Origin of the sequence: Flavobacterium sp. (genome assembly GCF_035760125.1) — a bacterium.
Lineage (GTDB): Bacteria > Bacteroidota > Bacteroidia > Flavobacteriales > Flavobacteriaceae > Flavobacterium.
In genome coordinates this window covers 1-16171 of sequence record NZ_DASTTN010000113.1, presented here as the reverse complement: position 1 = coordinate 16171, position 16171 = coordinate 1, and the positions used below count along the sequence as shown (strand labels likewise).

Sequence of the window (16171 nt, the reverse complement as noted above, 5' to 3'; positions counted from 1 at the left end):
TTACTAATGTTTAAAAGTTTTTCTGATGAACAATTAAGAAGAATTGGAATTGCATCAGAACATGAAGTTTCAGTAAGAGCTTTAGGTTTTTTAATCATTGGTCACATGAAACATCATCAAAGAGTTTTTGCAGAAAGATATTTGTAAGTTTTAAATTGGTTTTATTTAAAACAGTTTGACCAAATTTTTAGCTTATTCTCAAAAGTCATAGTATTTGCAGGACTGGTTGAAGGCATTACAAAATAGGTAATGCCTTCTATCTGTCCGAATCTTTTGTAAAAAAATGCATGGCTTTGTTTTCCATTAAAAACAATTTTGGTGATTGATGGAAATTTATCCAGTAAATCTTCAAAATCATTTTCTTTTTGATTTTTGATGTGAATATCCAAACTTCCTTTTCGTTCGCAGTTTTCTAAAACATCCCATAACCCAATTTTATTAGATCGAAGAAATTGAACTTTTTCTTCAAAATTTTCCGGGATTGGTAATGCCTCAAAAAGTGTATAAATTATTTTCCAAAAATGATTTCTCGGATTTGCATAATATTCCTGTTTGGCTAGAGACACTGCACCAGGCATCGTTCCCAAAATTAATATTTCAGTTTCTGAATTTATAAAACAAGGGAATGAATGTATTGTCATAAAACTAAAGTGCTACATTTTCTTTTTCGAGTATGGCCAGACCAACTCTAATTTTATCATAAGAAATTTGCTCTTTAAAAAAATCAAAATAAGGTTTTAAAGCTGTTGGTGATTCCAGTTTAATTTTTGCTTTTGCAATTTTAGCAATTTCTTGCTCATTTATAAAAACACTCAAATCTATCGGATGGCCGTCACTATATAATTTAGCTAAATGCGAAATTACTGTAGGCAGCCCTAATTTTCTTTTTGTTGCAATTTCTTCAACTGTCATTCCACCTTGAAACATTTCCAAAGTTTCTTTATAAGTTGTATTTACTTTTTTTGCTCTAACCTTTTTAATTTTTTCAAATTCAATAATCGCTTTTATAAATACATGCCCATATTTTTCAAGTTTTGCTTTTCCAACTCCATCAATAGCCAGAAATTCGGAGTCGCTCATTGGTCGTTGAATTTCTAACTGCTTTAAAGTAGCATCATTAAAAATAATGTAAGCAGGAACTTCCTCTTCTTTAGCAATTTCTGAACGCAACTTTCTAAGAAATTCAAAAAGGGAGTTTGCTGTAGATTTTGTTTTAGCAGTTTTAATTTCAACTGACTCAGTATTCACTTTTTGTACAGTTGTCAATTGAACTTTTTCTCCATCAAACAATACCTTTTTTGCAAAAGGAGTTAATTTTATTTTATTCTGTTGATGGAAGGCAATTTCGCAGTAGCCCAAATTTATTAATTGTATAAGATATTGATTCCAGTCATACCACGAAATATCGGCACCAACTCCATAGGTTTTTAAATTTTGATAACCTTTGTCATAAATGGAAGCATTTTTTGAGCCTCTTAAAAAATCAACAATTACAGGTAAGGCTTCAGATTCTTGTAAACGGATTATTGCTGATAATCCTTTCTGGGCAATTATGGTTCCATCAAAAAAAGCGGGTGGATTTTTGCAAATATCACAATTTCCACAATTTTCGGAAACCAGTTCGCCAAAATAGGAAAGTAATATTTTTCTGCGACAGCTCAAGGCATCAGCATATTGTTTCATTCTTTCCAATTTGGATAATTGTACTTCTGCATTTAATCCTTCGGAAGCAAATTTTTGCAATTGGATCACATCACCATAACTTTCGAACAAAACAGTTTCAGAAGGTAATCCGTCACGACCAGCTCTTCCAATTTCTTGATAATAACCTTCAATATTTTTTGGTAAATTATAATGAATCACCCAACGAACATTAGATTTATCAATACCCATTCCAAAAGCAATGGTTGCACAAACCACTTGGCAATCATCGTTTATAAATTCATCTTGAGTTTTTGAACGTATTTTGTTGTCCAAACCTGCATGATACGCTTTTGCTTTAATTCCAATTTTTTGCAATTTTTCGGCAAGCTCTTGAGTAGTCTTTCTACTTAAGCAATATACGATGCCGGATTCATTTGGTTTATTTTTTATAAAATCAATAATTTGTTTGACACGATCCAAAGCTGGTCTAACTTCAAGACTTAAATTTTTTCTATCGAAAGAAGCAATAAAAATTTTAGGTTTTTTTAAATTTAATTGATCACAAATATCGGTACGTGTCGCTTTATCGGCAGTTGCTGTCAATGCCAAGATTGGAGTAGAAGGGAAGCGATTTTTTAGATATCCCAAATTGGTATAAGCTGGACGAAAATCATGACCCCAAGCCGAAATGCAATGTGCTTCATCGATAGCAATTAAACTCACAACTATCTCACTGAATACATTTTCCAAAAAAGATAGACTCTCTGGTGCAACATAAACCAGTTTGACTTTCTTGTGTTTTAAATTTTGAATATGTAATTGTTGTTCTTCTGAAGACTGGCTGCTATTGATAAAACAAGCATCTATTCCGTTGGCTTTTAGACTATCAACTTGGTCTTTCATCAAGGCTATAAGTGGAGAAATGACAATAGTAATTCCTGGAAATACTAAAGCAGGGAGCTGGAAACATATTGATTTTCCTCCTCCGGTTGGCATAATAGCCAAAGTATCTTTTCCAGAAAGAATGCAATTTATAATTTCTTCTTGATTGGGTCTGAATTTTTCAAACCCAAAATTTTCTTTTAGTTTGGCATGTAAAATTTCTGTTGTCATTTTGGCGTATATTTAGAAACATAAATCTAATAAAAAAAGGAACTCGAAATAGAGCTCCTTTTATTTATTTAGAAAATTATAGAATTAATCTTCATCATCTTCATCATCTTCGTCGGCAATATCTTTATCATCAGCATCTTCATCCTCGTCATCACCGTCAACATCTGGTTTATCTAGATTTTCATCTTCGTCATCATCATCTGCATCATCAACATCTAGTTCTAAACCACTGATTGGTTCTACAACATCATCAATTTCATCATCTTCATCAAAATTTCCAATTCTGTCAGCCAATTTAGTACTTACTTTTACTAAATATATTGTGTCTTCAGTTCTAACTTCAACAGCTTCAATCAATTCATTTTTAGCATTTCTAAAACGAATGATGTCTGAATCATCATAACCATCAGGAAATTTTTCGACCAAAAGATTCAAAATTTCGTTGGTCAATTTGGCGTAATCAACTATTATTCTTTTCATAAATAATTATAATTATTATAAATCTAACAAATATGCGAAAATTAATGGAGCCACAATAGTAGCATCAGACTCAATAATGAACTTAGGAGTACTGATATCTAATTTACCCCATGTGATTTTTTCATTAGGAACTGCTCCGGAATAAGAACCGTAACTAGTTGTTGAATCTGAGATTTGGCAAAAATAACTCCAAAATGGAATATCATGCATTTCCATATCTTGGTATAACATTGGAACTACACATATTGGAAAATCCCCTGCAATTCCTCCACCAATTTGGAAGAAACCAACACCATTAGTGCTGTTTTTTGGATACCAATCAGATAAGAAAACCATGTATTCAATACCAGATTTCATGGTAGAAGCTTTCAAATCACCTTTAATAACATAAGAAGCGAAAATATTCCCCATTGTGCTATCTTCCCAACCTGGTACAATAATAGGTAAATTTTTCTCAGCAGCGGCATACATCCAACTGTCTTTTAGGTCAATTTCATAATATTCTTCTAGAACACCTGATAACAACATTTTGTACATGAATTCATGCGGGAAGTATCTTTCTCCTTTGTCATCAGCATCTTTCCAAATTTTATAAATGTGTTTTTGAAGACGACGAAATGCTTCGTGTTCTGGAATACAGGTATCAGTAACTCTATTCAATCCTCTCTCTAATAAATCCCATTCATCTTGTGGAGTCAAATCACGATAATTTGGAACTCTCTCATAATGAGAATGTGCTACCAAATTCATGATATCTTCTTCAAGATTGGCTCCTGTGCAAGAAATAATTTGAACTTTATCCTGACGAATTATTTCGGAAAAAATCTTTCCAATTTCGGCGGTACTCATTGCACCAGCCATGCTTACCATCATTTTAGCACCATTGGCTAATTGCTGTTCGTATGCCTTTGCAGCGTCAACTAAAGATGCAGAATTGAAATGCAAATAGTGCTTCTCAATAAATTGACTGATTGGTCCTTTACTCATATTCTTTTTCTTTTTTATTTTAATGTTCAAAAGGTTATTTGAGATTTGGATATTACAAATAAAAGAAATTTATAAATATCAAATTTTCTAAATCACAAATTTTAATGATTATTTATAATAACCTAAAATTCTATTATTTATTATAACCTAATATTTTAAGTACGTCCTCTGCGGTTTGTTGCTCTGAAAACACTTCAGTTGCCAATATTCCATTCTCGTCACGGTCTATCAAAATGTGTTTTGGCTGTGGTATCAAACAGTGTTGCAATCCCCCAAAACCTCCAATGGTTTCCTGATAAGCTCCAGTATTGAAAAAACCTAAATACAATGGTTTTTCTTTATTGTATTTTGGTAGATAAATGGCATTCATATTTTGTTCTGAATTGTAATAATCATCACTATCACAAGTCATTCCGCCTAATAAAACCCTTTCATAGGTCTCATTCCATCTGTTGATAGCCAACATGATAAAACGTTTGTTTATTGCCCAAGTATCAGGTAATGTAGTGATAAAAGAAGAATCAATCATGTTCCACTTTTCTCTATCATTTTGTTGTTTTTGATACAAAACTTGATAAATGGCACCACCACTTTCTCCAACTGTAAAAGAACCAAATTCAGTAAAAATATTTGGTACATCTACTTCAGCTTCGTCACAGGCAATTTTAATCTGATTGATAATTTCATCAATCATATATTGGTAATCATATTCGAAAGCTAATGAATTTTTTATAGGGAAACCACCACCAATATTCAAACCATCAAGAGTAGGGCATTCCTTTTTCAATGCAACATATACCTTGATACACTTTACAAGTTCATTCCAGTAATAAGCATTGTCATTGATACCTGTGTTAATAAAAAAGTGTAACATTTTAAGTTCCAAATTTTTATTCTCTTTAATTTCTTTCTTATAAAAAGGAACAATATTTTTGTATCCAATTCCTAATCTAGAAGTATAAAACTCGAATTTAGGTTCCTCTTCGGCAGCAATACGGATTCCTATTTTGAATTTACCGTTTATTTGCGATTGCAACAAATCCAATTCTTCGTAATTATCAATAATTGGAATGGTGTTTTTGTGTCCGTTATTGACCAATCTAGCAATGTTTTCAATGTATTGATCTCTTTTGAAACCATTACAAATGATATAAGTGCTTTTATTTATTTTTCCTTTTTCTAATAAATTTTCAACGATATTAATATCAAAGGCAGAAGATGTTTCAATGTGAATGTTATTCTTGAATGCTTCATTCATAACATATTCAAAATGAGAACTTTTTGTACAATAACAATAGTAATATTTTGCCTCATATTTATTCTTTTCCATCGATTTACGAAACCAACTTTTGGCTTTGTTGATGTTGTTTGAAATTTGCGGCAAATACGTGAACTTTAAAGGCGTACCATAGGTTTCAACCAATTTCATTAAATCGATATTATGAAACTGAAGGTTGTCTTTGTTTAATTTAAATTCTTCCTGAGGAAAGTAATACGTTTGATTTATTAAATCGGAATATTTTGTATTCATTTGTTCTGTAGAGTTTTATATTAATTGTATTTGAAAAAATAGAATTAATAGAAATTCAAACTCTAATATTGGCGTAGATAATCTGTAGTTTTTCGTAATCGGCCTTGAAATATTGAAACACATCAAAACTAAAGTTCCCTTTTATACCATAAAACCGTTTCAATAAGCTCAAGAAAGACCTATTGTTACCGTTCCTTTTGGTAGAAAATGTTTTAGTATTTTGTTTTTTATTCATTGGCGCAAATGTAAAAAATAAAACAGACGCAAAGCAATCCTTTTTATTAAAAAATAGCTAAGATTTGTAATCCTGAAAAGCGTTTAGAATTAATTCGTTTTCAACAGATTGGTTAATTTTTATTTTTCCGATACCTTCAATCAATGCAAATTGTATCATACCGTATTCATTTTTTTTGTCGTGAATCAACAGTTCAAGGATTGGATCGATATCATTTTCCTCAAAAACAATATCATCATATATTGATTTTATTGTTGTTTTTATTTGATTGTATTCCTCTTGTGTGATTAAATTTTTGTGCAATGAAATATAACTTTCTAAAATCATTCCTACAGCAATAGCTTCTCCATGAAGCAAAGTAGTTTTGGATTCATTTTCCAAAAAATAACTTTCAATAGCATGTCCTAATGTATGACCGAAATTTAATGATTTTCTAATATTTTTTTCAGTTGGATCTTGCGTTACAATGACGTTCTTAATTTCAACTGAACGATGAATAAGTGCATCCAAATGATCAAAGTCTATTGCTTTTAAATCTAAAAAATATTCCCAATAAGCTTTATCAAAAATTAATCCGTGTTTCAACATTTCAGCAAGTCCGGATCGCATTTAGTTTTGAGGAACTGTCTCTAAATAGCGAGTATCAATCAACACCATTTTTGGCGTATTAATAACCCCGATCTGATTTTTTAAATTACCCAAATCCACACCATTCTTACCACCTACAGATGCGTCCACCATAGACAACAACGTTGTTGGAATATGAATAAAATCAACTCCTCTTTTAAAAGTAGAAGCCACAAAACCTCCTAAATCCGTAACAACACCACCTCCAATATTAATGATTAATGTTTTTCTGTCTGCACCTAGTTCTGTTAGGACATTCCAGATTTCGACACAGGTTTCAATATTTTTATTAATTTCTCCTGCTTCAAATTCTATTATTTCTATAGTCAAATCAGTTTCCAATAAAGGAAGAAATTTAGGCAAACAATACTCATTTGTATTGGTGTCAGCAATTATAAATAGGTTTGAATATTTGTTCTCTTTTAGGTGTTGGTTTAATTTTTCATATCCAATTTCGTTGAAATGAACAGGATAGTTATTAGCTTGAATAGATTGCATGATTTTAATTTAATTGAAAGCGCAAAATAAGGTAAATTTTGCTAATAATAATCGCTTAGTCTCTTTATATTTGCATAAAAAAATAACAAAAAATGAATAATATTTTTAATAACACACAAATTGCATTTGCACTAAAAAGTGATACAGAACTTGACAGAGCTTATTTTCTTTTTAAATTAATCAATAGCCAACCTTTAGTACGCATAGGAACAGCAGTAACCAATTTTGCCATAAAAGCAAATCTTCCTGTTGAAAGCCTTATTCGTGCTACTGTTTTTGATCATTTTTGTGGTGGTGTAAATGAAGATGACTGCCTATCGGTAGTTGATAAAATGTATACCAAAGGAGTTTCTTCTGTTTTGGATTATTCAGTTGAAGGTAAAGAAGAGGAAAATCAATTCGATGCTGCACTGGAAATGACTCTAAAAACAATTGAATTTGCAAAAGAGCGTAAAGCAATTCCTTTTGCAGTTTTTAAACCTACAGGTTTAGGTCGTTTGGATTTATATGAAAAAGTTGGAGAAAAACAAACTTTAACTTCTGAAGAAAAATCAGAATGGGATAGAGTAGTGGCTCGTTTTGATCAAGTATGTAGCGAAGCGCATAAAAAAAATGTTGCCTTGTTGATTGATGCCGAAGAAAGCTGGATGCAAGATGCAGCCGATGATTTGGTTACCGAAATGATGCGCAAATACAACAAAGAAAAAGTAATCGTATTCAATACACTTCAAATGTACCGTTGGGATCGTTTGGATTATTTGAAAAAATTGCATGAGCAAGCCCAAAAAGAAGGATTCTTTATTGGAATGAAATTGGTTCGTGGCGCTTATATGGAAAAAGAAAATCTTCGTGCTGAAGAAAAAGGATACCCAACACCAATATGTGCTTCCAAAGAAGCTTCTGATATCAACTATGACGCAGCTGTCCTTTATATGGCAGAGCATTTAGACACAATGTCCATTTTTGCAGGAACACATAATGAAGAGAGTACTTATAAATTAATGGAGTTGATGAAAACTAAGGGAATTCAATCTAATGATGAAAGAATTTGGTTTGGACAATTGTATGGAATGAGTGATAATATCAGTTATAATTTGGCTGCCAATGGATATAATATTGCTAAATATTTACCATTTGGACCTGTAAAAGATGTTATGCCATACTTAATTCGTCGTGCAGAAGAAAATACATCTGTCGCTGGACAAACTAGCCGTGAACTTTCTATGATTAAAGCAGAACGTAATAGAAGAAAAGGAAAATAAAATTTAGTAGGGAGTTTTCAGTTTTTTAATATTGAAAAAACTCTATACATCTTTCATAAAAAAATCCATTTATATCTACAAATGGATTTTTTTTATGTGTTTTTATTTTAAAACTAAGAATTACTAAACTGCAAATTACTTAGGTTTTTATACAAACCATTTTCTAAATTGATTAATTCTTGGTGTGTTCCTTGCTCGCTGATTTTTCCATTGTCAAGCACCAGAATTTGATCAGCAGAACGTATAGTAGAAAGACGGTGGGCAATAATGATACTTGTTCTTCCTTCCATCAAGATTTCCAGAGCTTCCTGAACCAGTTTTTCACTTTCACTATCTAATGAAGAAGTAGCTTCGTCCAAAATCAATATTGATGGATTTTTTAATAAGGCACGAGCAATAGCAATTCGTTGTCTTTGTCCGCCAGAAAGCTTAATTCCTCTTTCTCCAACCACAGTTTCAAATTTCTCAGGGAAACTTTCTATAAAGACATAAGCATTGGCTTGTTTGGCTGCCAAAATAATTTCTTCATCCGTAGCATTTGGTTTACCGTAAGCAATATTTTCCTTTATTGTTCCTCCAAAAAGAATAACATCCTGAGGAACAATACTCATATTGCCACGAAGATTCTCTAAATCATAATCGTAAATATTTTTTCCGTCGATTAAAATTTCACCACTTTCAATATCATAAAAACGCAATAATAAAGAGGCAATTGTAGATTTTCCCATTCCGCTTGGACCAACAAGAGCTATTTTTTGCCCAAATCCAGCAGAGAAATTAATATCTTTCAAAACCTGTACTTCTTTTCTAGTTGGGTAGCTAAAAGCCACATTATTGAAAGTCACTTCACCTTTTATTTTATTAATGGAAGGAATATGCACGTTTGAATTGATTTTTTCTGGAGTTTCATCTAATAATTCAAAAACTCTTTCAGTAGCACCAATTGCTTTTTGCATTTGCGCATACAATTCGGCAATACCTCCTGATGAAGCACCTACATAACTTGAGTATAATATAAAGGTAAATAATTGCCCAACCGTGATTTCTCCAGCTATACTTAATTGTACTCCGTACCAAACAACAGCCACAATCGTTCCAAATAAACAAATAATAATAAAGGAAGCGAAGAAACCTCTAAATTGTCCTCCTTTAATACCCATTTTAACGACTTCCCTGATTTTCTCTTTGTATCGGGCAATCTCATACCATTCATTGGCGAAAGCCTTAACAATACTTATTCCTTGCATAGTTTCTTCAACAACCACTTGGCTTTCGGCTACTTGATCTTGTACTTTTTTAGAATATTTTCGAATAAATCTTCCAAAAATAACTGCAGCAACTCCAACCAACGGTACTACTGAAACCATCATAATGGTTAATTTAATATTGATACTGGCCAGCATTGCAAAACTTCCGATAATCAATATAAACTGTCTTAAAAATTCAGCTATCGTTGTTGTTAAAGTATCTTGAATCTGGGTAATATCGTTGCTAATTCGACTATTCAATTCCCCTACGCGTTTTTGGGAAAAAAACGACATTGGCAATTTAACCAAGTTAGTATATAAAGCCAAGCGAACATTGGCCAACGTATTTTCAGTAAAATTTACAAATAAAGAAAGTCTAAAAAACGAGAACAACGATTGTAATAACAGTACCAATCCTAAGCCTAAAGCTATTTCATTGGCCAAATGGGCATCTTTCTTGTTGACACAATCTACAAGCATTCCCATAAACTTTGGAAAGGCTAGGGCAGTAACACTGGTAAGCAGTAAAAATACCAATCCAACATAAAATTTCCATTTGTGATTATTAGCATATTTGAAAATCAGGATTGCTTTTTGTAGAGAACTTGCTGTAATTTTTGATTTTGGTAAATCATTTTCTTGGTATCGGGCCATTGTATTTGTTTTATAATACAAATGTAAGGCTATAAGAAGATGATAACCAAAAAAAAAGTGGAGTTTCAACTTTAAATAAGATACTGTTTATGAGTAACTAAAGAAAAATCTAATAATTTTTATTCTATTTTTTTTGAATTTCGCTTGCAATTACGAGTTCTAGTTGTATATTTGCACACGCAATAGGGCGATTAGCTCAGCTGGTTCAGAGCACCTCGTTTACACCGAGGGGGTCGGGGGTTCGAACCCCTCATCGCCCACAAAAACTTCATTAGAAATAATGGAGTTTTTTTTTTGTCTTTTTTTTACAAAAACTAATAATATTCCTTTTAAGAATGGATATAGTAAAATTTAAAGTCACGTCTAAAACAATAAAAATAGAAGTACGAAATTCAAATAACTATATTTTTGATTTCAATACTGCTTTGGATATTGATAAAGAAGATAAAGACGTATTGTTAAAACTTCATAATGCATTAACATTGTTATTTAAAAAAGAAAACATCCCTGAAGCCAAAAACCACATTTCGCCAAATCAAACTAATATACTTGACCAGATTAATGCGATAAGTGATTTAAAAGAGGATGAATCTTAAATAAAAACAATAAAGCACTATATTTTTATATGATGGCGATTGTATTGAATAGTTTGTAAAAATTGATGCTGAGACAATAAACATAACCAGCAAGTTATGTTATGCTTCTTTTTTCTTTAGACATCGCCCTCTTGGCTCATCACCTTCATGAAGTACAATTTCGGAATGTAGAAACTGTGCGGCTTCTGCTGAATCTTTTACTTTAGTAGCACTTCGTTCTAACATTTCTGATTCAAAATCAGTTAATACACTTTCCCTTACTCCAGCTTTTCTCCAATGAGATGAAGATTTACAGCCTCTTGAAATCCCCCTTGCCAAAGCGAGCGCATCCAGTAGTGCTTGATTCGCGCCTTGTCCTTTGAACGGACTCATTGGGTGTGCTGCGTCTCCAATCAGAGTCACTTGTCCACCTTTCTCTAATAATTCTGACTTGAGTAATTCTCTATCATACACGGGATAGCCCGAAATCTGAGTCTTCAGAGTCGCCGCTAAAATCTGAGGAATGGGATCGTGCCACTGAGTTCTACGACACGCTTCTTCCTTGAGAGCTTGAGGCCCTTGAGCGCTTAAAGCTTTAGCCTCTTCCTCCGGCATTGGGAAGCTAAGTTGCCACATCACCGAGTCTGACTTATAAGGCATCATGTAGATTCGCTCATTACCATTGGCGGTTTGAAATACAGTGGCCGAGTCCAGCAAAGAACTATTAAGATCTTCAAGAGCACTCAAAGGACAAATCCCCAATATGACAATACAACCGAGGTAACGTAAAGGGGTAGTTTCTTCACCAATCAGTAACCTTCGCACCGAACTACGAATGCCATCAGCTCCAACCACAAGATCCGCCTTAACACTCTTTATCTCACCATCCACTTGAAAACTCAGATTGATACCTTCATCATCACATTCCTTAAAGTCGACTAACTGATGTGCCCACTGTATAACGTCATGTCCTCCGAGTTGCTCTATTAAAGCTAAACGTAAAGATTGCCGTGCGATATGCACATTTGAACGTTTCGGTAACGTTTTCACATCTGACTGCATCCACTTTCTGACTCCCCATTCACCTATCACTTTACCATCTGTAGTATGAACCAGATGTCTTGTTGAAATCACACCTTCTTCCAACGAGAAAATCCCTAGTCCTTCAATCGCTTTACTAGCTTGTTGTAAAGTGAGTCCATAGCCCTGAGATCGAGCATTGAAGTTATTATCGCGTTCATAAAGAGTAAAAGGAATTCCGCGGTGTAAACAAGCCACAGCTAAAGCTACTCCACCTATACCAGCACCAATAATGGCAACGTGTGGATAGTTTTCTTTATCAACTATAGGATGGTTGGCAGAATGAAGCAATCCAGATCCGTAACAATTCAAGCATGAGTATAGATGACTTTTAGGACGAACTGGAGCTGTCCCTTCGCCATTCATTTTTTCAAATTTATCTAATTCTCTCTGGTAGTGGAGTCGCACTTTCTTGCTGAGCCTTTGACTTTTTTTACCACGTCCCTGACATTCAATACAAATAGTCCAGCTTACTTTTTCATTTTCCACTTTTATCACTTCCTCTTCATTTAATTTGTGCTCGATTTCTATTTTGTAAAAAAAAACATATCTAATACTAATCTTAATAGTAAAAGAATTATTATCAATTTTATTACTCCTAATATTACTTAACGGGAGAAATTTATATTTTTCAGTGCTTTGTCCCTTGTAACAGGTGCGCAAATTTAAGACAAAAGATTACCAGTACAAAACTACTTTTGAATTTACGGAGAAACCATAAATACAAACTAAACTAATAATTGTTTATAGTTAATTATCAACTAAACAAATTACAAAAGTGGTTTGTTTATTTTCATTTCTATGCGCTAGGTAACCTCCGTGTGCTTCCACAATATTTTTGGATAACGTAAGGCCAATTCCAGCTCCTTCTTTCCTAGTGGTGAAAAACGGAAGAAATATTTTGCTTTCTATCACATTTTCAACTCCATTTCCATTATCCCTAATCATTATAAAAGTTCTCTTTTCTTTGACTTCAGCAGAAATTGCAATCTGCTTTTTTTCAGTATCCGCTAAGGCATGAATACAATTTGTCAAGAGATTGATTAATACCTGTTCCATTTGTAGAGAGTCAACATTTAGCCTGCGGTCGAAAGTAATATTGTTTATGACTACTATTTGTTCCTTTTTGAAGATAGGGGCCATAATCTGTAAACTATTTTCTATCAATTTTAACAATTCAATATTTTCCTTTTGTGGTGATGGCAACATGGCAAGTTTGCGGTAACTTTCTACAAATTGTTGTAAATGGTCACTTCTCCTTAACATCGTGGCAACGCTAGTTTTCATATCATCTAAATCTTCTGCCGAAATATTTTCTTGTTGAACTAAGTCCTGTAGATTTTGGGAAAGTGATCGAATAGGGGTAATCGAATTCAAAAGTTCATGGGAAATAACTTTCATTAGATTAATCCAAGCTTCTTTTTCTTTTTTATCGATTACATTTTGAATCGAATCTAACAAAACAATAAAATAATCGTTATTGAAAATTTGACTCCTAGAGGTTTGCATCGCAAATGTCTGTGTATCCTGTTGGTTAATGCGTATTTCTAATGATGTTTTAATTTCTTGGAAATTCTGGTTCTCTATGATTTCACATAAAGTAGGCAAATTATTTTTTAGATAGCTCCATTTGGAAACCTTTGGGACATCAAAATGTTTCGAAAAATAATCATTCATCAAAAATATATTCCAGTCAGTTTCTCCTTTTTGAAGAATGATAATGCCTGTTTCGATATTGTTTAAAATTGAACTGTAAACAATGTCTTTTGAAACTTGTTCATTTTGTTTGTTTTTTAGGTTTTCATACAATTTGAATAAGGTTGAATAGTTTTGATAGGATTTATGCTTTGAAAAATCTGATGTAAAATCGTTTTGCAAAATGGAGGTAATTGTTCTGTCGTAAACCAAAAAGACATTTTTTAGATAAAAATACGTTTCAAGAACGAATAGTAAAGTTATGAGAAAACCGAATATAGCCGAAAAAATTAATCCTTTTTGAAAAAGGAAAATTGAAGTTCCAGTACTTGAAAGAATTAATATTAATCGAAAAAAAAGGAGATGGTATGTTTTCAAGGATTTATACGTATTAGTTGGTGGTAATATTATATTTTTCTAAGCGTCGGTATAATGATGCTCTTGACAACCCTAACTCTTCAGCTGTTTTACTAATATTGTTATTGTTCTTAGTGAGTATTTTTTCGATTGCTGTTTTTTCAACAGCTGACAGCTGAATATCATCTTGATTTTCTTCGTAAGTAGTGATTTTCTCCAAATCCAAATCGGAAACAGTAATGAGATTGTTTTCGCAAAGAATCACGGCACGTTCAATTCTATTTTCCATTTCCCTGATATTACCATTCCAAGCATGTTTTTCAATTTGTTCTAATGCCTTTTCATCAAAAGTGATTTCGTTTCGTTCGTATTTCGCCATCATTTTTTGCAAAAGATAGTGCGATAACGGAATTTTATCTTCGTTTCGTTCCCTCAATGGTGGCAACACAATTTCCATAGTGTTGATGCGATAATACAAATCCTCCCTAAAATTTTTATCAACAACTTCTTGCTTCAAATTCAGGTTGGTAGCCGTAATGATGCGGACATTCAAAGGTCTTGCCTTAGATTCTCCCAATCGGGTTACTGTTTTGGTTTGAATAACCTGCAAAAGTTTAGATTGCAAATGCAAAGGAACATTCCCAATTTCATCCAAAAAAATAGTTCCGTTTTGAGCCATTTCAAAACGTCCAGGTGTATCAGTTTTGGCATCAGTAAAAGCGCCTTGTACATAACCAAATAATTCACTTTCGAAAATATTGGTATTCAATGAACCCAAATCAACGTGGATAAAGGAACTGTTTTTTCGTTCTGATTGTTGATGGATATGATGTGACAAAACATATTTACCGGTTCCATTTTCACCAAGAATTAAAACGTTGGCATCGGTTTTGGCTACTTTATCTGCCAGAGAATAAGCCTTTTTTATGACATCTGAATTACCAACGAAGAATTCTTCTATACTCTCAACATTATTTTGCTTCTTTTGTTCTTTTCGGCTTTTATCAACACCTTGTTTTACAACGCTGAGCAATTTTTCGTTTTCCCAAGGTTTTAAAATATAATCAAAAGCGCCCGATTTTAAACCTTCAACCGCAGTTTCTACCTTACCAAAAGCAGTCATCAAAATAACGACGGTTTTTGGCGAAAGCGTTTTTATTTCTTTTAATAAATACAAACCCTCTCTGCCGTCCTCAAATCCTATTCTGTAGTTCATATCCAACAAAACGACGTCGATGGTATTTTTTGCCAATAATTCAACCACATTTTTCGGGTTATTGAGTGTAAAAATGTTTTCAAAATGCTTTTTAAGAAGCATTTTAGAAGCAAAAAGAATGTCTTCTTGATCGTCTATGATTAATATAGAGGCGTTGGTCTTTTTCATTGTTGTTCGGTTTCGGACAAAAGGTGTTCATTATCGAACACTTAAAAAATTTGGTTAAAAATAAAAGCTTAAAAATAAGCGGATTAGGATGTTTAAATTTCTGGCACGATAATCTCTTTAGACTTATCAAATTATCAGAAATGGACACCATAATTACACGTAAAACTAACAAAAATAAGTATCTTTTAATTGGTTTGCCAATTATCTTAATCTTTGGGTATATCATCTTTACTTCGGCAACCAAGAAAAGAAGCCTTACAATAAAGAAAGACGAAATCACGATTAAGACAGTTGAAAATGATTATTTTGAAGATTTTATGTCTTTTCAGGCAAAAGCGGCTCCCTTACATTCAATGCTAATTAACATCATTGAAGGTGGAGCGGTTCAGGAAATATTTGTCGAAAACGGAGATATGGTTATCAAAGGGCAACCACTGGCAAGATTGTACAATCCAAATGCAGAACTGGCTTATATGCAACAGGAAACGGCAATTATTGAGCAAATCAATAATTTGAATAAAGCCAAACTCGATTTGAGAAATCAAGAGTTGAATTTAGAAAAAGACTTGATTGCAATAGAACACGATTATCTGGATGCAAAAAATCTATTTGATTTGAACAAGAAGCTTTTTGAACAAGAAATACTTTCTAAAAATGAATGGGAGAAGACCAACGAGAATTATCGTTTTCAAAAAGAGCGTATGAACATTATCAAACAAAGTGTCAAAAAAGAAAAACTGGCAAATCAAATTCAGATTGGACAGCTAAACCAATCGATTGCCATAATGAACAAAAGTTTGGA

At 32.8% G+C, this 16171-nt stretch carries 11 protein-coding genes, 1 tRNA gene and 2 pseudogenes; 4 read left to right on the top strand and 10 right to left on the bottom strand.

Annotated features, from left to right (window positions below):
• Positions 1–161 precede the first annotated feature (161 nt).
• The 6 genes and pseudogenes from VFS71_RS04450 to aroB form a co-directional block, all read right to left on the bottom strand.
• Positions 162–641: a DNA-deoxyinosine glycosylase gene (locus VFS71_RS04450; RefSeq protein ID WP_326399615.1), complete on the bottom strand. Its 480-nt coding sequence runs from the start codon at positions 639–641 to the stop codon at positions 162–164.
• 4 nt (positions 642–645) lie between these two features.
• A complete protein-coding gene (gene recQ, locus VFS71_RS04445) occupies positions 646–2757 on the bottom strand; it encodes a DNA helicase RecQ (RefSeq protein WP_326399613.1) in 2112 nt (703 codons plus the stop codon).
• A gap of 84 nt (positions 2758–2841) precedes the next feature.
• On the bottom strand, positions 2842–3237 hold the full coding sequence (locus VFS71_RS04440; protein WP_326399612.1) for a DNA primase: 396 nt from the start codon (positions 3235–3237) through the stop codon (positions 2842–2844).
• A gap of 15 nt (positions 3238–3252) precedes the next feature.
• On the bottom strand, positions 3253–4224 hold the full coding sequence (locus tag VFS71_RS04435) for a deoxyhypusine synthase family protein (protein WP_310004563.1): 972 nt from the start codon (positions 4222–4224) through the stop codon (positions 3253–3255).
• Between the two features lie 133 nt (positions 4225–4357).
• Positions 4358–5755 carry an arginine decarboxylase gene (locus VFS71_RS04430; RefSeq protein ID WP_326399611.1) on the bottom strand — a complete coding sequence of 466 codons (1398 nt, stop codon included), beginning with the start codon at positions 5753–5755 and terminating at the stop codon, positions 4358–4360.
• Between the two features lie 292 nt (positions 5756–6047).
• A pseudogene (gene aroB / locus VFS71_RS04425) lies at positions 6048–7115 on the bottom strand (3-dehydroquinate synthase).
• 92 nt (positions 7116–7207) lie between these two features.
• On the opposite strand from aroB, the gene VFS71_RS04420 reads away from it, so the two are divergent.
• A complete protein-coding gene (locus VFS71_RS04420; protein WP_326399610.1) occupies positions 7208–8377 on the top strand; it encodes a proline dehydrogenase family protein in 1170 nt (389 codons plus the stop codon).
• A 113-nt stretch (positions 8378–8490) separates the two neighbouring features.
• Here VFS71_RS04420 and VFS71_RS04415 read toward each other — a convergent pair whose 3' ends face one another.
• Complete coding sequence (locus VFS71_RS04415; RefSeq protein ID WP_326399609.1) at positions 8491–10278, bottom strand: ABC transporter ATP-binding protein; 1788 nt, start codon at positions 10276–10278, stop codon at positions 8491–8493.
• A gap of 185 nt (positions 10279–10463) precedes the next feature.
• Between VFS71_RS04415 and VFS71_RS04410 the strand changes: the two genes are divergently transcribed.
• Both VFS71_RS04410 and VFS71_RS04405 read left to right on the top strand, forming a co-directional pair.
• A tRNA-Val gene (locus VFS71_RS04410) sits at positions 10464–10538 on the top strand.
• A gap of 75 nt (positions 10539–10613) precedes the next feature.
• Positions 10614–10874, top strand: a complete 261-nt coding sequence (locus tag VFS71_RS04405; RefSeq protein WP_326399608.1) for a hypothetical protein — start codon at positions 10614–10616, stop codon at positions 10872–10874.
• A 99-nt stretch (positions 10875–10973) separates the two neighbouring features.
• Here the strand turns inward: VFS71_RS04405 and VFS71_RS04400 are convergent, their stop codons facing one another.
• The 3 genes from VFS71_RS04400 to VFS71_RS04390 form a co-directional block, all read right to left on the bottom strand.
• A complete protein-coding gene (locus VFS71_RS04400) occupies positions 10974–12431 on the bottom strand; it encodes an NAD(P)/FAD-dependent oxidoreductase (protein ID WP_326399617.1) in 1458 nt (485 codons plus the stop codon).
• A gap of 252 nt (positions 12432–12683) precedes the next feature.
• Positions 12684–13841 carry a HAMP domain-containing sensor histidine kinase gene (locus VFS71_RS04395; protein WP_326399607.1) on the bottom strand — a complete coding sequence of 386 codons (1158 nt, stop codon included), beginning with the start codon at positions 13839–13841 and terminating at the stop codon, positions 12684–12686.
• A 178-nt stretch (positions 13842–14019) separates the two neighbouring features.
• Entirely contained in the window at positions 14020–15369 is a 1350-nt protein-coding gene (locus tag VFS71_RS04390) for a sigma-54 dependent transcriptional regulator (protein ID WP_326399605.1), read from the bottom strand.
• Positions 15370–15509: 140 nt separating this feature from the next.
• Between VFS71_RS04390 and VFS71_RS04385 the strand changes: the two are divergent.
• A pseudogene (locus VFS71_RS04385) lies at positions 15510–16171 on the top strand (RND transporter); the annotation flags it as partial.